This is a genomic window from Arcanobacterium hippocoleae (assembly GCF_040360365.1).
Classification (GTDB): domain Bacteria; phylum Actinomycetota; class Actinomycetes; order Actinomycetales; family Actinomycetaceae; genus Arcanobacterium_A; species Arcanobacterium_A hippocoleae_A.
Genome location: NZ_CP136412.1, coordinates 384,882 through 404,494, shown reverse-complemented (window position 1 = coordinate 404,494; position 19,613 = coordinate 384,882). Strand labels below are relative to the sequence as shown.

Sequence of the window (19,613 nt, the reverse complement as noted above, 5' to 3'; positions counted from 1 at the left end):
AAAAATCAAGGAGTAAAAGATGAGTAACGAAACGATGGAAGCGTCTTTCCCGTATCGCTACACAGCTGATTTTGCCAACAAAATTGAAGTAAAATGGCAGGATCGCTGGGATAAGGAAGGTACTTTTAACGCGCCGAATCCGGTAGGAGAGCTTGCGGATCCGGATAAAGAGCTTCCGAAAGAATCATATTTTCTCCTCGATATGTTCCCATATCCTTCCGGTAAAGGTTTACATGTCGGACACCCGCTTGGCTATATTGCTACCGATACGGTTGCGCGTTACCAGCGAATGCAGGAAAAAATGTGCTTTACACAATGGGATTTGATGCGTTTGGTTTGCCGGCTGAGCAATATGCGGTACAAACCGGGCGGCACCCGCGTGCAACCACCGAAGAAAACATTGAAAATATGCGTCAGCAGCTGCGTCGGCTCGGACTTTCGCACGAACGCCGTCGTTCGTTTGCAACTACCGATATTTCCTATGTGAAGTGGACCCAGTGGATTTTCCTGCAGATTTTCAACTCCTGGTATGATCCGGAAGCCGCAGGGAGAACTCCGGGGACGAAAGGGCGGGCGCGTCCGATTTCGGATCTGATTGCCGGGTATCAGAACGGTGAAATCATGCTCCCCGGCGGAGCAAAGTGGGATGATCTCAGTTCTGAAGAACAGCGCGCAGCAGTGGATTCACGCCGTCTTGCATATATTGATTATGCTCCTGTGAATTGGTGTCCAGGGCTTGGAACTGTGCTTGCAAATGAAGAGGTAACTAACGAAGGGCGCTCTGAGCGCGGAAACTTCCCAGTTTTTAAGCGGAAACTCCGGCAGTGGATGATGCGCATTACCGAATATTCAGACCGCCTTGCTTCTGATCTTGATCTTGTGAATTGGCCGGAAAAAGTACGTTTAATGCAGCGCAACTGGATTGGAAAGTCGCATGGTGCAAACGTAAACTTCAAAGCACATGGAGAACTTGGGACAGAAATCTTAACTGTTTTCACAACACGCCCAGACACGCTTTTCGGTGCATCGTTTATGGTGGTTTCCCAGAACACCCAATGCTTGTTTCGGAAAATATTCCTTCGCAGTGGCCGGAAGGAACGCGGGAAGCGTGGAAATGCGGCGCAAATACCCCGCAGGAAGCTGTTTTTGCCTACCAGGAAGCAGCTGCCCGCAAGTCTGATGCGGATCGCGCAGATACCGCAAAGCAGAAGACGGGCGTATTTACGGGAATCTATGCTGAAAATCCAGTAAACGGTAAGGAAATCCCAGTATTTACTGCAGACTATGTGATGATGGGTTACGGCACGGGTGCAATTATGGCTGTGCCGGCACATGATCAGCGCGATTTTGATTTTGCAAAGAAGTTCAATCTTGACATCATTCCAACAATGCAGCCGGCTGAAGGTTTCGATTGGGAAACTGCGTGGGTGGAAGACGGGAAAATCATCAATTCTGAGAATAGCGAAATATCACTCAATGGCTTATTTAAGGAAGAAGGCAAGGCGAAGATTAGTGCATGGCTTTCTGAGCGGGGTCTGGGAGAGGCGACGGTTACGTACCGGCTGCGGGATTGGCTGTTCAGCCGGCAGCGGTATTGGGGCGAACCATTTCCGGTTGTTTACGACGAAAATGGCGGTGTGCACGCACTTCCAGAAAGTATGCTTCCGGTTGATTTGCCTGATACTCCAGATTACTCACCGCGTTCTTTCGATCCGGATGATTCAGATTCGAATCCGGAGCCGCCGCTTGGAAGGCTGCAGGATTGGGTGAATGTTGAGCTGGATTTGGGCGATGGGGTAAAAACCTATCAGCGTGATACAAATACAATGCCGAATTGGGCGGGTTCTTGCTGGTATGAGCTGCGTTATCTCGATCCGCTGAATGACAGCGTTTTCTGTGCTCCGGAAAACGAAGCATACTGGATGGGGCCAAAGTTAGATACCAGTGAAAATTCCGCTAAAGACAGCGGAACTGTGAAGAAATCAGGCGGTGCCGATCTTTATGTCGGCGGTGTGGAACATGCAGTATTGCACTTGCTTTATGCACGATTCTGGCACAAGATTCTTTTCGATCTTGGTTTTGTTTCTTCTTGTGAACCTTTCCACGAGTTGTTTAATCAAGGGTACGTGCAGGCGTATGCATACACCGATTCACGCGGGCAATATGTTCCCGCTGATGAAGTTGCCGAAGTTCCAGCTGCTGACGGCTCGGGAGAAGTCAAGTATGTTTGGAACGGCGAAGAAGTAAACCGTGAATATGGAAAAATGGGGAAGTCGCTGAAAAATATTGTTACCCCGGATGAAATGTGCGCACTCTATGGCGCCGATACTTTCCGTGTTTATGAAATGTCGATGGGGCCGCTGGATATTTCCCGTCCGTGGGAAACTCGGGCAGTTATTGGTTCGCAACGTTTCTTACAGCGTTTGTGGCGGAATATTATCGACGAAACTACCGGTGAGCTTGTAATCACAGATGAACCGCTGGATGAGAAGACGGAAAAGATTCTTGCGCGGACGATTCATGAGGTGGGGCAGGATTATGCAGCTATGCGTGTGAATACCGCCGTCGCAAAGATGATTATGCTGAATAATCATCTCACTGGTCAGGCTGTGCCGCGTGCGGCTGCGGAGGCATTGGTGAAGATGGCAGCTCCGGTAGCGCCGCATATTGCGGAGGAGCTTTGGGAGCGCCTGGGGCATGCTGAATCTATTGCCCGAGAGCCATTCCCAGTGGTTGCAGACAAGTCGCTGCTTGAAGATGATGCAGTAACTTGCGTGGTGCAGGTGCAGGGGAAGGTTCGTGATCGGCTTGAGGTTGCACCGAATATTTCAGAAGATGAGCTGCGCGAGTTGGCTTTGGCTTCGGAAAAAGTGGCGCAGTACCTTGACGGGGAACCGCGAAAGGTGATTGTGCGGGCACCGAAACTTGTGAATATCGTTCCGTAGGAAAACGGATACAGTGCAGCTGTTTCGCGGTACTGCTGTACGGCGGCAGATCCGAGAATTCGGCAGCTGCCTGATATTTGGAATATTAAAATTGAATGCTGGCAAAAATGTTTCAGTTACTGGACATTTTTGCCAGTATTTTCGTGCTACATTAGGGTAAGTTCTAAGTCTTTTAGAGTGCTGTTAAGCGCAATATAATCGGGTGGAAGTCCGATAAAATATCGAGAATTTTAATTTTGAAAGGTCGCAAATGGCTGGATCTAGTTTCGCGCATATTGAAGCCGCTGAATTTGATGGGTTGCCGGCATGGCAGATTACCGCTGATTCTGGTGCTAAAGCTTTGATAACTGAACTTGGCGCCACTCTCATTTCATGGGAACCGAAGCCTGGGAAAAATGTAATTGCCGGATATGAAAGTGCGGAAGAGCTACGTGCTTGCGTTGCCTCCCGCAGCCGTGTGCTTGCACCGTGGCCGGGACGGGTAAAAGCAGGAAAATATTCTTTCGACGGGCAGCAGTATCAGTTAGCATTTGATGAACACGGTGAAGCAATTCACGGGCTTGTGCAAGATTTGAATTTTTCCGTTATTACCGCTGATACGGCGCTTGTGCTCGGTGCAGATTTTTCCGGCGGTGAAGGTTATCCGTGGCCGTTCCATTTAGAAGTTACTTTTTCGCTCGAAAATGGTGCCGACGGTGTTGAACATCTTTCCGTCGTTATTGAAGCAACCAATACCGGTACAACAGATATTCCGCTTTCTCTTGGATGGCATCCATATGTGAAGATTCCGGGGCAGACCACGATTTCGAATTGTGAACTTGAAATTTCTGCAAGAACGAAGATTTTAGTGGATGCGAAGAAGATTCCGCTTGCCGGGGAAGCTGCCTATGCCGGTGTGCAAGCGCCAGTAAAGTATGAATATGTCGGTGCGGTGCAAATTGATGATTCTTTCCGCGGGCTAATTCCAGACAATGACGGGGTTGCAACCACAGTTCTGCGCAGTCTTGCATCTCCTGCCCGGATAAAGGTGAGTCAGGAACCGATTTCCACTCCGGTAATGCATGTATTTACTGCTGATGATTTACCGCGCGGTACTCGTGAATCGTTTGCATTAGAGCCGCTTTCGAACTTGCCGGATGCGTTTAATCGTGCAGATTCAATGGCGAGTGTGCGTGTTCATCCGGGTGCGTCCAAGTCGATTTCTGCCACACTCAGTTATATTGAATAGTTTGCTGCCGGCAATACAGAATATTTTTGGTGCAGTCATTTCCAAATTTCGCTGATTCGGAAATGACTGCATTTATATTTGACGCTGTTAATGGTTTTCGGGTTGTCCACAAAATGCAAAAAATGTCTGAATAGTCCACATAATATTTCACTGCTTTCACAGCGATTACTGTTTCTGGATAAAACGGATGCTATGAAACATCCACCACCAAATCGAAACTCACAGGGGACAATGCGCTATTTTCAGCAGGCAGCATTGTCGGCGGCGCTTGGCGATGAAACGCATTTGCACTCACAAACTTTGAAACGCGCACGTATTGGACTAGATAAGAACGCTTTAATTAGTCTCGCAGTTATTTTCCTCGTGGTATTAATTTCGGTGCTGATAGTTGGAATCTACAATTCAGAATTCTCGGCAAAAGCCCTGCCGGCCGGTGAGACTTCGAATACTGAAACAAAAAATAACGAAAATGTTAACGGAATTGAAAGCGATAATGCTTTACCCGAAATGAAAAGTGATTCGGGAAATACTGAAAGTGCAAAAATCATTGTTTATGTTTCCGGGGCAGTTAAACAGCCGGGGGTAGTAGAAATAGCGGGAAAGTCACGGATAAACGATGCGGTGAAGGCGGCTGGCGGACCTACAGAAGAAGCTGATTTAGCACATGTGAATCTTGCGCAAATCGTTAACGACGGAGAACAAATCTATGTACCGAAATTAGCGGAAACCAAAGCTGCGAATTTAGTACCAGGAATACAAGGGCAAAACAACGGCGGAGGCGGCGGCGCCGAAAAATACAGCGAAAGCGGGGCTGATCCGGGAACGGCCGCAACAGTGAGTAAGGTGAATCTAAATACTGCAACTCTTGCGCAGCTTGACCAAATTCCAGGAGTCGGGCCGGTTACTGCAAAGGAAATACTGGCTTGGCGGGAAGAAAACGGTTCATTTAAAAGTATTGAAGACCTGCTGCAGATTTCCGGAATCGGCGAAAAAACTCTCGAAAAATTCGAATCTACCTCACCATTTAACATGGACGGTATGAGATGAATGATTTTCGGCTTTTAATACCGGCGCTCGTATTTTGGATTATTAGAGTCGGTTGGATTAATCCAAAATATACAGCAGTGATCTTGGCTTTTTTGTTAATCCTGATTGCTTATCTTATTAAGACACGGCATCAGAAAAATATTCTCACAACTACTATTGCAGGTGCAATGCTGGGCGCCATTGTTGGGATTGCAGTAAGTCTCATCTTGCCGGCTCCGCAAGATATTTACTATCCCAAAAGGCCGGGAGCGGAAAATAGATTCGCTTCGCATCATCTGCCCGCCGCAGCGGAAAACTCGTTTCAGCTTAACGGTGATATTTTCGCTGGAATACGGGAAAATTTCCGGCAAGCCGCTGGAAGTTTCGCCCCCGATACTGCAGGTATTTTGCAGGGGATAGTACTTGGAGATGCGAGCCTGCTTTCAGATACTTTAAAGACGCAAGTAAAGCTTGCAGGGCTGGCACATCTGGTTGCAATTTCCGGTGCGCATATTTCCTTATTAATCGGTATGGCGGTTTTCTTTCTTGGGCGGCGAAAGCCGAAACTTACTGCGGTGCTTGCAGGGATTTTCTTATTCTTTTTGGTTTTATTAGTCGGATTGAGCGCATCGGTGCTGCGTGCTGCAATGATGGGCGCCATAGTGCTCATCGCTTTAGCATTCGGCCGGGGAAGCGGTGCAATTGCGGCGTTAAGTTTGGGGATAATCATTGCTGCAGCTTTCTGGCCAGATCTTGCGCAGGGAATCGGCTTTCAAATGTCTGCAGTAACCACCGCGGGGATAGTGATTTTCAGTCCGCGAATTACTGCTATTCCGGCGATAAAAAATCGTCCTTGGCTGCAGCTGGCGATAGTGCCGCTAGTTGCCGGCACAGTTGTGATTCCAATGTCAGCGCAGCTGCAAACCGAGCTTTCAATATTTTCAGTGCTTGCAAATATTGCTGTTGCACCAGTGATTCCGATAATCACAGTAGGCGGATTAATTTGTGCTGTCTTAAGCCCAATTTTTCCAATGCTTGCTTCCGTACTGCTTTTTCCATGTGCTCTCGGTGCGCAATGGGTTGAACAGGTTGCATTCTTTGCGGCATTTATGCCGGCTTTTTGTGTTTCACCATGGATTGTTGCCGGGATTCAGTTGATTATTTTAACTGCAGTTGTTGTTTGGGGAATGCGGCAGAGCCGCAGTGATTGCAAACAAGTGATATTTGCAGTAAAAAAGCACAGTTTTTGGAATAGGCGGCGGATAGTGCTGGCAAGCGCATTTTGCGGATTGGTATTGAGTATTTTCCTTGTTCCGCGGATTTTCCCGTGCAGCAGAAATTTGACTGGGAATTGATTCAATGCGATGTTGGGCAAGGATCCGGATTGCTTGCGCGGAATAATGGCAAAACAATTCTCATCGATACCGGCCCGGAAAAGAGCAATGCTGCAGCCTGTTTGCGCCGGAATAGTGTCAAAAATTTAGATCTGTTAGTGATTTCGCATCTTGATGCGGATCATGTCGGCGGTTTTGCAGCAGTGCTAAAACACGCACAGGTACGGGAAATTTGGGTGAGTGAGAATAAAAATCCGAAATATCGTTTTGCGTGGTTAAAAAACTTGCTGATGAATTCAAAATAAAGGTAGCGGAAGTACGGACAGGAGCGAAATATGATACGTGGATTGATATTTTAAGTCCGAATCACGCACTTGGCGGAGAAAATGATACAAACACTGATTCACTTGTACTGGAATTACGATTAAAAACTCAGCGTGTGCTGGTGTTATCAGATGTGCCGGCAGAAATTCAAAATCGGTTGGCGCATCCGGAGATTGGTGAATTTTCGTGCGTGATTGTAGCCCATCATGGAGCACGGAGTCAGTCTGAAAAGCTGGCGAGTATTGTGAAACCGCAAATTTCACTGATTTCTGTAGGAAAAAATAACTATGGACATCCGCATCCGAATGCATTTCGGGTTTGGAATGCTCCGTTAATTAAGACAACACAAAATTGCGGGGATATTCGAATTGGAGCGAAGCAGTATGCCACACAAAAGAAATGTTAGCGGAAAACTTGCAGAAACAATCCGTGCGGTAGTAGTGAGCACAAACAGCGAATGTAAATTCAGGAAGCTTGGAAACAATGTGGAATACTAGGAGTATGGCAGAAAAATACGCACTAAATCCGGCACCTGTTGTTCTAATTCAAAGCGATGAACCAGTGTATGCAGACCGCGTATATGAAAATCTTCGTGCAAAGCTTCGCGAAAAAATCCGAATGTGGAGATTACACAGATTGATGCAGCGAGTTATCACTCGGGAGAACTCGCAATGCTCACCACGCCCTCCCTGTTTGGCGAACCGCGTGCAATCTATGTGCCGCATCTTGAGCAAACAAATACCCAGCTTAGTGATGAGATAACTACTTACATTCGGAATCCCGAACCTGATGTTTGCCTGATTCTCCGTCATAACGGCGGGCAGCGCGGAAAAAATGATTGCTGCACTGAAAAAGAAAAAGTGCCGCGAGTTGAAATTTTAAAAGTAAAAAGCGCAGCGGATAAAGCACGGGCAGTGCAAGATGACGTGAATCGGAAGAAACGGGTTATCGATCCGCAAGCGGTAAACGCGTTAGTGGACGCACTCGGATCAGATTTACGGGAACTGCTTGCGGCAGCAAATCAACTTCTCGCAGATATTCCCGGAAAAATTTCCGAAGCTGATGTGAATCGGTATTTCGCGGGGAGAATCGAAGCTACTGGATACAATGTCGCAGATTCAGTAGTGATTGGTGATATTGCGAAGGCTGTGCAGATGAGCCGTCATGCAATGGCTACTGGTGTAAGCGGTCCGGCGATCGTGGCAGCGCTTGCTTTTAAGTTCCGCACGCTTGCTTGTGTATTGGGAATGCGTTCGGCCCGCCTTGACTACAAGATTTCCCTTGCTCCGTGGCAGATTGATCGGGCAAAGCGTGAATTACGCGGTTGGCAGGCAGCTGGCTTAGGCAGAGCAATCCAGGAAATTGCACGCGCAGATGCTGATGTGAAAGGCGGGTCGCGGGATCCTGCTTATGCTGTTGAGCGCGCGATTCTTGCAATTGGGCGGGCGCGTCGGATGAAATAGCTTTCGCCGCTTAATCTGTGAAGCTGATGATAATTGTGAAAATTTCAAATCAGTTTCGGAAAATATATCGCTCTTTCGCTGTGAAATAGACTACTCTGAGAGTGTTTAGTAGGCTTATTGCGAGGTCAGAATATTGTGACTTTTTGTGAATCAAAGCATAGGCTAGATTGAAACTAAACCAGATAACGGCGAATTAAGGAGCAAAGGTGCGAATAGGGGTACCTCGTGAACGCATTGACGGGCAGACGCTCGTTGCCGCAACTCCAGATACCGTCGAGAAACTGATTAAACTCGGATATGAAGTTGCCGTAGAACATGGTGCCGGAGAACGAGCCAGTTTCCTCGATGTGCAGTATGAAGCTGCGGGTGCGGAAATAGTGGATGAACAGGTTTGGGAAGCGGATATTGTATTTGCGCTTGATACTCCGCCGCTTGATTGCCTTGATCGGATGAGTGCTGGCGCAACATTGATTTGCCGGATGGCTCCCGGGCGGAACCAACAGACGCTGGAAGCTTTGCGCGAACGCAGAATTATTGGATTAGCAATGGATATGGTGCCGCGAATTTCGCGGGCGCAATCAATGGATGTCCTCTCTTCGATGGCAAATATCGGCGGATATCGTGCGGTAATCGAAGCAGCTAATCATTTCGGGCGGCTTTTCACGGGGCAAGTAACTGCAGCAGGTAAAATGCCGCCGGCCACTGTCTATGTAATTGGGGCAGGAGTAGCTGGGCTGGCAGCAATCGGCACTGCAAATTCGATGGGTGCGATTGTTAATGCTACTGATGTCCGCAGTGAAACGGCTGAACAGGTTGAATCAATGGGTGCAAATTTTGTGGCAATCCCAGCTCCGGCGCAAGAATCTGCTGATGGGTACGCGACGGAGATGAGCACCGACCAGGCAGCTATTGCTGCGAAGCTGTATGCGCAGCAGGCTGCAAAATCTGATGTTGTGATTACGACGGCAAATATTCCGGGCCGTAAGTCGCCGGTATTGCTTGATAGTGCTGCCGTCGCCAATATGAATCCCGGTACGGTAATCGTGGATATGGCGGCGGCAAACGGAGGGAATTGTGAACTGACTATTCCGGGTCAGGTTGTCACAACTGATAACGGTGTGAAAATTATTGGCTATACTGATTTAGCCAGGCGGCTTCCAGCGCAGGCTTCGCAGCTTTACGGCCAGAATTTGGTAAACTTCTTCAAGCTTGTCACTCCGGAAAAAGATGGGCTGCTGACTCTCGATTTCAATGATGAAATCGTCCGCCAGATGGTTGCAACTTTTGATGGCGAGATTCTTTTCCCTCCGCCGCCGGTAAAAGTCTCAGCGGTGCAAAAGCGGCAGGAGCCGGATTCGCTGAAAGAAAATAAAGTTGCCGAAGCAGCACAGGCAGCGCCAAAACCGTGGATTGTGCGTAACTGGTGGAAACTTCTTGCTGGTTTTATTTTTGCAATTTTGATTATGACGGCGCCTCCTGCGATGGCTTCACATTTTATTGTTTTCGCGCTTGCAGTAATTGTCGGCTTCTACGTGATTACGAATGTAACGCATTCGCTGCACACTCCGTTGATGTCGGTAACGAACGCTATTTCCGGCATTATCGTTGTGGGCGCATTAGTGCAGCTGCCAATCAATTCTCCCGCAATTAAGATTTTTGCTTTTATCGCAATTGTGATTGCTTCAATTAATATATTCGGCGGATTTGCTGTGACAAATCGAATGCTGAAGATGTTCCAGAGGAGTGAATAGGAATGGGATATTTTACCGGTTTTCAAGCGTTTGCGCACTCATTCTCAACTCTTGCTTATATTGTTGCGGCATTACTTTTTATTGCAGCGCTTGCTGGGCTTTCGAAGCAGGAGAGTGCGCGGGGCGGGAACTATGCGGGAATTGCCGGCATGGGGATGGCGGTGTTTGCCGCGATTCTGTTCGTAATTGCTTTTGATGCGCAGTGGTCGCTTTCATTGTTCCTGATTATTGTAGCGATGGCTATTGGCGGTGCGATTGGTGTTTATAAAGCACTGAAAGTTGAAATGACGGGGATGCCGGAACTGATTGCGCTGCTGCATTCTTTTGTTGGTCTTGCTGCAGTTTTTGTTGGGTATAACTCGTTTATCAGTGTGCCTGGGTCTAATTCGCCTGATAATGCTTTTCATATGGGAGAAGTTGGTTTGGCGGTGTTTATCGGCGGAGTTACTTTCACCGGTTCGATTGTGGCTTTCTTAAAACTTTCCGGGAAAATTAGCGGAAAGCCGCTTACTTTGCCGTACCGTAACTGGATGAATCTCGGCGCAATTGTGATGGCAATTTTGCTGATTATTTGGTTTGCATCCACACGGTCGATTGGAATGGGACTTTTCCCATTGATTTTATTGACGTTGATTTCCCTTGCGCTTGGTCTGCATTTGGTGGCGGCAATCGGCGGCGGAGATATGCCGGTGGTGGTTTCGATGCTGAATTCTTATTCGGGTTGGGCTGCTGCGATGGCTGGATTCACAATGGGTGATGATCTGCTGATTATTACGGGTGCCTTGGTTGGTTCTTCCGGTGCATATCTAAGTTATATTATGTGCAAAGCGATGAATCGTTCGTTTGTTTCGGTGATTCTTGGCGGTTTCGGTAATGATGCGGTCAGCGGCGGGGAGGAACATGACTACGGTGAGCATCGTGAAACGAATGCGGCAGAAGTTGCACAGATGCTTAAAGGCGCGCGCAAAGTGATGATTACTCCCGGGTATGGCCTGGCGGTGGCGCAGGCGCAGTATCCGGTTGCTGCTTTAACTTCACGGCTGCGTGAATCAGGGGTGGAAGTTACTTTCGGAATTCATCCGGTTGCGGGGCGTCTGCCTGGGCATATGAATGTGCTGCTGGCAGAAGCAAAGGTGCCGTATGACATTGTGCTTGAAATGGATGAAGTGAATGATGATTTCGCCGATATTGATGTTGTGCTGGTAATTGGTGCAAATGACACAGTTAATCCGGCTGCAGAAGAACCGGGATCGCCAATAGCGGGAATGCCGGTGCTGAAAGTTTGGGAAGCACAAAATGTGGTGGTTTTTAAACGGTCAATGGGGAATGCCGGCTATGCCGGTGTGCAAAATCCGCTCTTTTTCACGAGAACACGCAGATGCTGCTGGGGGATGCGAAAGATTCGGTAACGGAGATCCTGCAAGCGCTTTAGTTTGGAAAATATTTTGCTTTTTGTTCCGTTTTCTGCATTTGATATTTGCGTATTTGGTACGGGAAGCTTTGCGGAACAATTGAATTCTTGCGATTAGCTGAGGCTTGGTTTTTGATAAATCAAGCCTCAGCTGGTTTTCTGGTTTCGGGATTTTCGGTTTCGCGATGCGGGTGCTGCGGCCGTGATTTGCAGCTGCGGCTGGATGCGGGACCGCTTTATTTTCTTGAATGTATTTCAAAGCGAAAAAGTTTTTCAAAATGCTTGAAATAATTTATCTACTCGTATAGACTCTATTTATCTACACGAGTAGATAGGGTGTTTGGCACGAAACACCCTATCTACGAAATCGCGAAAACAGCCAAATAGAATCCAGAAAATCAATGTGGATTGAGGAGTATTTATGGCAATGATTCCATCCGTCGTACACGTTTGTACCAGCCGAATATCAATTGTTTTTGATTTATCCCTTCCCGGATTGCCGCGCATCGCATACTGGGGAAAGCCGCTGGCTGCTTCAAAACAGGAAGATATTACAGCACTTGTTGCTGCTAACCGCGAAGCAGCAGATGGGAACCAGCCTAACGGGATTGAACGTTATGGAATCACTCCGCTTGAGAGCAGCTGGTGGCCGGGGCATACAGCTTTCAGCGGTTTTCGCGGTGCGGGAGCTGATTGGAGCCCGCGGTTTCAGCTTACTGACTTTGGACACACGTCTAATGATGTAAATACCGCTAATGATGGAACTTTCCTGCAGATTTCAACCGGGAAAATCGTAATAACTGCACAATCTGCACAATCTGCACTCGAACTTCGCTACGAAATTGAGATATTTTCCGAAGGTCCATGGCGGATTCGCTGCTGCCTGAAAAATCTTGCTGCTTCGCAATATCATCTCCAGGAACTGGGTGTTGCGCTTCCGCTGCCATTGACGGCAAACGAAATTCTTGACACTGCCGGGCGCTGGGGAAAAGAACGTACTGAACAGCGGACACCGGTAAATATTGGATGCAGAATGCGTGAAGGACGGCATGGACGCACTGGATTTGATGCTCCGGGATTCACATTCGTCGGGGAAAAAGGATTCGATTATCAAAAAGGTGAAATTTGGGGCTTGCATAATGCATGGTCCGGGAATCATCGCGTCTGGGTTGAAAAAATGCTCAACGGAATCCAGGTGATTGGCGCCGCTGAAATTCTTGCACCAGGAGAAATCATCCTAAATAAAAACGAGTCCTATAACACTCCGTGGTTTTATGCGTGTTACGCGAACGGTCTTGATGATGCGGCGCAGCAAGTACAAAGCTGGTTTCGTGCACGGGAAAATCATCCGCAAAAACCGCGCCCGGTTACGCTTAATGTTTGGGAAGCAGTTTATTTCAATCACGATTTGCAGAAGCTGCAGGAGCTGGCAAAAGCCGCAGCAGCACTCGGAGTTGAACGATTTGTCCTTGACGATGGATGGTTTCTTGGCCGGCGTAATGATTCTGCTGGGCTTGGCGATTGGTATCCTGATCCAGACATTTGGCCGAACGGACTCACCCCGCTGGTTGATTATGTGCATAAATTGGGGATGGAATTCGGTTTATGGCTGGAACCGGAAATGATAAATGAGGATTCTGAACTCGCGCGTGCTCACCCAGAGTGGATTCTTGCTGCACAAGGTGCGGCAAATAGTACAGATTTACCTGTGCAATGGCGCAATCAGCAAGTGCTGAATTTAACTGTTCCGCAAGCATATTCCTACGTGCTTGCGCGTATTGATGCACTGATATCTGAATATCGAATTGCTTTTATTAAATGGGATCATAACCGTGATCTGATTGAAGCCGGGAGTATGCTGCGTGATGGTGCAGCGGCAATACATGCGCAAACATTAGCTCTCTATCGGTTGCTTGATGAGTTAAAAAGCCGTCATCCGCATCTTGAAATCGAATCGTGTTCTTCTGGAGGTGCGCGCGTAGATCTTGAAATCTTGCAGCATACTGATCGTTTCTGGGCGTCAGATTGTATTGATCCGGTGGAGCGGCTTCCAATGATGCGCGCCTATGCACAGATTGCTCCGCCCGAATTGCTTGGCGCGCATGTCGCCTCACCTTTTTCACATACCACTGGGCGTTATTCGCCGCTTTCAATGCGGGCAGGCACAGCTATTTTCGGCAGTTTCGGAATTGAATGGGATATTCTTTCTGCTTCGGAAAAAGAGCGCTGCGAGTTAGCCGAATGGATTGATTTTTACAAAAAGAATCGCGCTTTTTTGCATCGAGGTACGGTAGTTCGCTGCAATACGCCAGATCCGACATTGAGCTTACATGGAGTAGTTGCTGCAGACGGTAATCGCGGAATTTTCCAGCTCACTACCTGCGGCCGCGCTCCGGTCTCTCCGCGCGGAAGAATCCGTTTTGCGGGATTAAATCCGCAGAAGCATTATCGGCTGCGGCCAATCATTATTGGTATTCCTCCAGCAGGTCTGGCTGCACCGCCATGGTTTGGTGCTGCCGACGGGAAAAACTATTCCGGAATCGTGACAACTGGTGAGATTCTTGGATCTGCCGGAGTGCAGGTGCCGCGAATATATCCGGAGCAGTCGCTGATATTTGAAGTCAGAGCAGAAGAAAACTGAATCCAAATAAAACAAAACTGAATAATAACCAAAATAAAAACACGAATGACAAAGGAGTCGGAAATGAATATACAGAAAATCAGCTCAGCGATAGCTGTTTTGCAGCTGCTGCGTTCGCGCTTGCAGGCTGTACAAATACAGCAGGTTCGGGCAATTCAGAAAAGGGCGCTGGCAAAGAACTCGATGTTTTCCTTTCGATGGCGAGCGGTTCACCGCAAGAAGCTGCGATGAAGAAAATCGTGGCTGATTTCGAAGAAAAGAATCGGCGAAAATTAACTTGGTTACAGCAACCGCAACTTTCGAAGACGATATGAAAGTGAAAATGGCATCCGAATCAGTTCCAGACGTGTTCTCAACGCACGGATGGTCGGTAATGCGTTACGCACCATTCCTTGAACCGTTGGATTCACAACCGTGGGTGAAAGAAGTCAAACCGGGATTGAAAGACATCATGTTTGATCAAGATGGGCATATCTATGCGCTGCCGCTTGAATATTCAGCTACAGGTTTCCTTGTAAACCACAAAGTTTTGAAAGAAGCAGGAGTTGATCCTGCTGCACTTTCCACTTGGGAAGGATTCGATCAGGCTCTTGCAGCGGTAAAGGAAATCGGGAAGATTCCGCTTGCCGTCGCTGGGAAAGAACAAGGATCAGGAAATCTTGCAAACTTCATTGCTTCAGGGCAATTCACAGCCGCGGAAAATGAAAAGTTCCAGAAGGCCGAATTCGATACTGCATTATGGCAGAAAGGTGTAAGCGACCGGCTTGAAAAATGGCAGAAGCGGCACTGGTTTAATCCGGATTATTCCTCTGCAAGCGTTGATGATGTGGCGCGGCAGCTTGCCGACGGCTCGGCGGCTTTCGGTGCAGAAAACACTTCAGTACTTGCCACTGCTTTGGAATACAATTCCGAAGCAGATTTAGGGTTTATTCCGATTCCTGGTGTTGATCCGTTCGTCGTTGGCGGTGAAGGGAATAATACCTACGGTGTTTCCAAAACATCAGCGAACAAAGAGCTTGCGATTAAGTTCGTAAACTTTATTGCCGAGCCGAAAAATGCAGTGAAAATGCTGCAGGCGCTTGCAGCTGATTCCGGACTTGCTAATGCGAAAGTTGATTTGGGCAAGATTCAGCCCTCGATTGATAAATATGTAACTTCTGGCAAATTCCCAACCAAGCCGTTCTTTGATCGCGTATATCTGCCCGGCGGAATGTGGGACACAATCGTGAAAAGTTCAGATGGGGTTATTACGGGACAGCTATCTTCGGCTGATGCGGCAAAACAGTTATTTGATCATTATCAAGCTCTTTCCGAACAGCAGAAATAGCTATTAGTAAAGTATCCAGCGCTGGCAGCAAACTCGTTCTGCGGAAAAATGTTCCAAGTAAGAAATGACTTCCGAGTTTAGCTGCCGGGAAAAGTTACACAAATTAATCCTGATGCGGTATCTGCAAATTCGCGCTGCAGATACCGCGAAGGAAATTAAATTCGCAGCCGGCGAAGATTTTTCAGTTTTGTTCTGCCGTGAACTGTTCCGTTGTGAACTGTTCTGCCATGAACTGTTCCTGCCGTTCTGCGGTATAACAAATTTTTTAAGGTCTGAAGATGAAGAAAAGTGCAGTCAGCTTTCGGAAAAGATTTCAGGGTGCATCAATTAACTTAATGTATTTGCCTGCTTTAACGGTTTTTGCAGTATTTCTCGTTTGGCCGGTAGTGCAAGGCGTGCTGCTCTCAACTACGAACTGGGACGGGTATTCTCCTGCCTATGGAAATGTCGGTTTCAGCAACTATCTGCTGCTATTTGCAGATGCAAATTTTCGTAAAGCTGTAATCAACACTTTTATTTTCGGTGTTGGTTCGACGGTAATCCAACAAATAATGGGTCTTTTTCTGGCGATTTTGCTTGACCGTTCAGGGAAAGCAGCAAATTTAATCCGCGCAGTAGTCTATCTTCCAGTGCTTATTTCACCAGTTGTAATGGGCACGTTTTATTACTTAATTTTCCGCTATCGGCAAGGCGGATTAAATGGCGTTTTGGAATTCTTTGGGGAGAGCCGGCAGCTTTTCTTTCAAATTCCTCAGCGGCAATCGCGGTGATTGTATTTATTAATTCGTTTCAATTCATGGGTGTATCAATGATTATTTATCTTGCGGGATTACAGGCAATTCCGCAGGAAATATACGAAGCTGCTCAGCTTGACGGTGTAAATTCGTGGCAGCGGTTTACGAATATTACCTGGCCGATGCTGCACCCGGCTTTTGCCGCTTCCGTGGTGATTAATCTGATTGGCGGATTGAAACTTTACGACATTATCAAAGTTCTTACCGACGGCGGACCGGGTTACGATACGAACTCTGTTTCAACTCTTATTGGGAAGACCTATTTTGGTTCACAAGCTGCCGGATATGCGGCAGCACAAGGCGCGGCACTTTTCTTAATCATTATTACTTTTACCGTAATTACTAATATCTGGCTGAATCGGCGTGCACGACGGATTGGAATGTAGCCATGCAAAAATCGGAATATATCGAAGCAGCAGAACATATTGAAATAACGGAAGACGCCGAAGCTGCCGTGAATAATCGAATCAAGAAACGTATCGCAAATCCAAAACGGATCAGCACATCAAAACGTGTTGGAACATCGAAACTTGCCGTCGTAATTTTACTTTTCGTCTGTTTAATACAGTTGATTCCATTCTATTTGGGTTTGGTTGCTTCTTTTAAGGGTGCGCGTGATCTTTCGACAGCATGGGCAGTTCCTTTCGGCAGTGTTACTATTGAAAATTATCAGATTGCAATTGAACGCGGAGGAATTTGGCAAGCAGTACTGAATACGGCAATTGTGACGGTAATTGCAACTGTTCTTGTCGTGATTTTGGGTGCGCTTGCTTCCTATCCGTTGGCACGCAGGCAAACTCGTTTCAACAAGCTGATTTTGCTCGGCACGCTTGCAGTGATGATGATTCCGTCGCTTGCAATTCTTGTGCCGTTAATTCGCTTGTTAAAGAGTTTCGGTTTAATGAACACGTACTTTGGTTTGATTTTCCCGCTGGTTGCCGGTGCGCTGCCGCAAGCAATTTTCCTTTATACGCAGTCGCTGCGCGGGATTCCGAAAAGTCTTGAGGAAGCGGCGATGATTGATGGTGCCGGAACACTGCGCACATTCATTTCGATTGTGCTGCCGCTGTTGAAACCGGTGACGATTACCGTCGTTATTTTGACTGGAACTACGGTTTGGAATGAGTTTGCCCTCTCTGGTTATATTATGACGCAAAATGATTTGCGTACTCTTGCGCCGGCAATCGCCGCATTCTTTGGAGCGGCGGGAGCAAATGTGAACGCGGCAATTGCAGCTTCGTTCCTCGGAGTGATTCCAGTGTTAGCGGCGTATCTTTTCCTGCAAAAATATTTCATCAAAGGAATGCTTGCAGGAGCAGTAAAATAGCTGTTTATCGGAAGCTGCGCCGAAGCGGTGCAAGTGCATGTTTGCGGGTTTCCGGCAGCGGTATTTTATCGTGCTGTTTCTCTATTAAGATAGAAACCGGGTGTTTTGCGCTGCAGGATTATTTGCAAAAACGTTAATCCTGATGTGCGCGATTTGTAAAGGTCGAACATAGGAGATGCTGTGGCAGCCGAACAAAGCGGAAGAGTTACCCGCAAAGATGTGGCGCACCTTGCGGGTGTTTCAACCGCGGTCGTTAGTTATGTGATTAACGACGGTCCGCGTCCGGTGGCTGAGCAGACCCGCAAACGAGTGTTGGCTGCGATTGAAAAGCTCGGGTATCGTCCGAATGCGCTTGCGCGGGCAGTGAAACTTGGGAAGACTTCCACAGTCGGGATTTTGGTTCCGGATGTTGTTGAGCCGTTTCATTCCTGGGTGGTTCGTGATCTGGATCAGCGTTTTCAACGTGAGGGTTTTCCACCTTGCTGGCAAATGTTCACGATTCGGCAGCACAAGAGTGGAATGCGGCAAATGAATTAGTTTCGCGCGGGATTGATTTTCTGGTGGTGCTGATGTCTTCAATTCCTGATTCACAGTGGCGCGAGGCAAAATTTCCAGTTCCAGTGGCGATGATGGACCGACAGCGGGAGCTTCCAGGATTTTTGACGGTGGGGGCAGATTTTATCGACGGCGGTGTAAAATGCACTCAGCATCTTATTGCACATGGGCGGCGGCAGATTGTTCCAGTGTTTGGCGAATTCACCCGCGGCGATGAGAATAATCGCTACACTGGTTATTTGCAGGCGGTGAAAGATGCATCTTTACCGGCAGTAACACCAATTATTTGCGAGTGGAATATGGATGGCGGATATCAGGCTGGGATTGAATATCTTTCCCGCGGCGGCGTAGATTATGCCGACGGCATTTTTTGCTTTTCTGATTCGATTGCTTTTGGGTTTTTGCGTGCGTTGCGGGAAAATAATGTGCACATTCCAGAGCAGGCAGCTTTAATTGGTTTCGACGGGATTGGATTAGGGAAATATGCGGCTCCGGCGCTTGCAACTTTGGCGCAGCCAATTCACGAAATGGTCGATTTTATTGTGCGGATATTGGTTGCGGAATCTGGTGCAGAATTACCGTCGGGATTGCAGAAATTTCCGGTGAAGCTTGTTCCCGCTGCTTCGTGTGGGTGTATTTAGGTACTGTATTTAGGTGTATTTGTTATGTCCATGGACATTTTGGACACGGAGTCCTATCACTTCACTTATTGGGCAGGGAGTCTAGTGGCTTTTTGGATAGGGATTCCACGGTGTTTTTGGATAGGTTCTAGTGCGGCTATGTCTTAACGGATTTTATCCTTGTGGTTATGGTTGTTTGCGTTGTGATTGGTAAAGAACTCGGCGCAGTTTTCAGTGACGTATCTGTAGATGCATCGGTTTTGAATCGAATTCCTACATATAATCCGCGGCCTAGGATGCGTACAACATCGCTTTTGTTAATTCACAACTAATCCGGGATTCCTCATGTGCTGCTTGATTCTGAGGGTATAGCATCTGCGGTGTGGGTATCGGTCTGGGATGGTTTTTGCTGATTGGAACCGGTTAAACTGGACCTAAGTAAAAGGCGATGCAGATTTTGTTTGTACCGCGGGCATCGGCTGACGTAACTGACGGCAAAGTACTTGTGCGACCACGTAAGTGGTGGCAGGATTTACCTGAACTAACGCAAGTGATGGAAAGATTGGCATTTTTTAACGTAACTGGTGGCGAAATAGACTGTTTTGATTAGCGCCGGCAATCCCGTCGTTATCGCGAGCTTTTGACCTGCGCAAACGCAAGTATTTTCGACGGTGATAATTACAGCCTGAGTTCTTGCCATCAGTTACGTAAAATTTTCCATTTCCTGCCACTAGTTACGTAGTGAAGTGAGTTCTTGCCATCAGTTACGTAAAATTTTCCATTTCCTGCCACTAGTTACGTAGTGAAGTGAGTTCTTGCCACTAGTTACGTAATAAACCTGACTTTTTGCCATCACTTACGTGATGA

The 19,613-nt window shown here is 47.5% G+C and carries 16 protein-coding genes and 1 pseudogene; 16 read left to right on the top strand and 1 reads right to left on the bottom strand.

The window, feature by feature from the left end:
- Window positions 1-19: 19 nt before the first annotated feature.
- The 16 genes and pseudogenes from leuS (at window position 20) to RQN30_RS01945 (ending at window position 18,767) form a co-directional block, all read left to right on the top strand.
- A pseudogene (leuS, locus tag RQN30_RS02020) lies at window positions 20-2,945 on the top strand (leucine--tRNA ligase).
- A 250-nt stretch (window positions 2,946-3,195) separates the two neighbouring features.
- Window positions 3,196-4,173 (top strand): aldose 1-epimerase, encoded by a 978-nt coding sequence (locus tag RQN30_RS02015; protein ID WP_353061046.1) that lies wholly within the window; start codon window positions 3,196-3,198, stop codon window positions 4,171-4,173.
- Between the two features lie 192 nt (window positions 4,174-4,365).
- Entirely contained in the window at window positions 4,366-5,220 is an 855-nt protein-coding gene (locus RQN30_RS02010) for a helix-hairpin-helix domain-containing protein (protein ID WP_353061045.1), read from the top strand.
- The gene (locus RQN30_RS02005) at window positions 5,217-6,554 is read left to right on the top strand and encodes a ComEC/Rec2 family competence protein (protein ID WP_353061044.1); all 1,338 of its coding nucleotides are present in this window, start codon (window positions 5,217-5,219) and stop codon (window positions 6,552-6,554) included. The genes RQN30_RS02010 and RQN30_RS02005 overlap by 4 nt, the downstream gene beginning before the upstream one ends.
- Entirely contained in the window at window positions 6,527-6,838 is a 312-nt protein-coding gene (locus RQN30_RS02000) for a ComEC/Rec2 family competence protein (RefSeq protein ID WP_353061043.1), read from the top strand. The genes RQN30_RS02005 and RQN30_RS02000 overlap by 28 nt, the downstream gene beginning before the upstream one ends.
- Window positions 6,805-7,263 (top strand): ComEC/Rec2 family competence protein, encoded by a 459-nt coding sequence (locus tag RQN30_RS01995; protein ID WP_353061042.1) that lies wholly within the window; start codon window positions 6,805-6,807, stop codon window positions 7,261-7,263. The genes RQN30_RS02000 and RQN30_RS01995 overlap by 34 nt, the downstream gene beginning before the upstream one ends.
- 214 nt (window positions 7,264-7,477) lie before the next feature.
- Entirely contained in the window at window positions 7,478-8,320 is an 843-nt protein-coding gene (holA, locus tag RQN30_RS01990) for a DNA polymerase III subunit delta (protein WP_353061041.1), read from the top strand.
- Window positions 8,321-8,526: 206 nt separating this feature from the next.
- Window positions 8,527-10,071, top strand: coding sequence for a Re/Si-specific NAD(P)(+) transhydrogenase subunit alpha (locus RQN30_RS01985; protein WP_353061040.1), 1,545 nt, complete (start codon window positions 8,527-8,529; stop codon window positions 10,069-10,071).
- A 2-nt stretch (window positions 10,072-10,073) separates the two neighbouring features.
- Window positions 10,074-11,480, top strand: a complete 1,407-nt coding sequence (gene pntB / locus RQN30_RS01980; RefSeq protein WP_491608684.1) for a Re/Si-specific NAD(P)(+) transhydrogenase subunit beta — start codon at window positions 10,074-10,076, stop codon at window positions 11,478-11,480.
- 423 nt (window positions 11,481-11,903) lie between these two features.
- Complete coding sequence (locus tag RQN30_RS01975) at window positions 11,904-14,123, top strand: alpha-galactosidase (protein WP_353061039.1); 2,220 nt, start codon at window positions 11,904-11,906, stop codon at window positions 14,121-14,123.
- Between the two features lie 277 nt (window positions 14,124-14,400).
- Window positions 14,401-15,450: an ABC transporter substrate-binding protein gene (locus RQN30_RS01970; protein WP_353061038.1), complete on the top strand. Its 1,050-nt coding sequence runs from the start codon at window positions 14,401-14,403 to the stop codon at window positions 15,448-15,450.
- A 278-nt stretch (window positions 15,451-15,728) separates the two neighbouring features.
- Window positions 15,729-16,220: a carbohydrate ABC transporter permease gene (locus RQN30_RS01965; RefSeq protein WP_353061037.1), complete on the top strand. Its 492-nt coding sequence runs from the start codon at window positions 15,729-15,731 to the stop codon at window positions 16,218-16,220.
- Entirely contained in the window at window positions 16,217-16,630 is a 414-nt protein-coding gene (locus RQN30_RS01960; RefSeq protein WP_353061036.1) for a carbohydrate ABC transporter permease, read from the top strand. Before RQN30_RS01965 ends, RQN30_RS01960 begins: the two co-directional genes overlap by 4 nt.
- 2 nt (window positions 16,631-16,632) lie before the next feature.
- Window positions 16,633-17,571: a carbohydrate ABC transporter permease gene (locus tag RQN30_RS01955; RefSeq protein ID WP_353061035.1), complete on the top strand. Its 939-nt coding sequence runs from the start codon at window positions 16,633-16,635 to the stop codon at window positions 17,569-17,571.
- Between the two features lie 180 nt (window positions 17,572-17,751).
- A complete protein-coding gene (locus tag RQN30_RS01950) occupies window positions 17,752-18,108 on the top strand; it encodes a LacI family DNA-binding transcriptional regulator (RefSeq protein WP_353061034.1) in 357 nt (118 codons plus the stop codon).
- Window positions 18,051-18,767 (top strand): LacI family DNA-binding transcriptional regulator, encoded by a 717-nt coding sequence (locus RQN30_RS01945; RefSeq protein WP_353061033.1) that lies wholly within the window; start codon window positions 18,051-18,053, stop codon window positions 18,765-18,767. The genes RQN30_RS01950 and RQN30_RS01945 overlap by 58 nt, the downstream gene beginning before the upstream one ends.
- 413 nt (window positions 18,768-19,180) lie before the next feature.
- On the opposite strand, the gene RQN30_RS01940 is transcribed toward RQN30_RS01945, so the two are convergent.
- The gene (locus tag RQN30_RS01940) at window positions 19,181-19,315 is read right to left on the bottom strand and encodes a hypothetical protein (protein ID WP_353061032.1); all 135 of its coding nucleotides are present in this window, start codon (window positions 19,313-19,315) and stop codon (window positions 19,181-19,183) included.
- Between the last annotated feature and the right edge of the window lie 298 nt (window positions 19,316-19,613).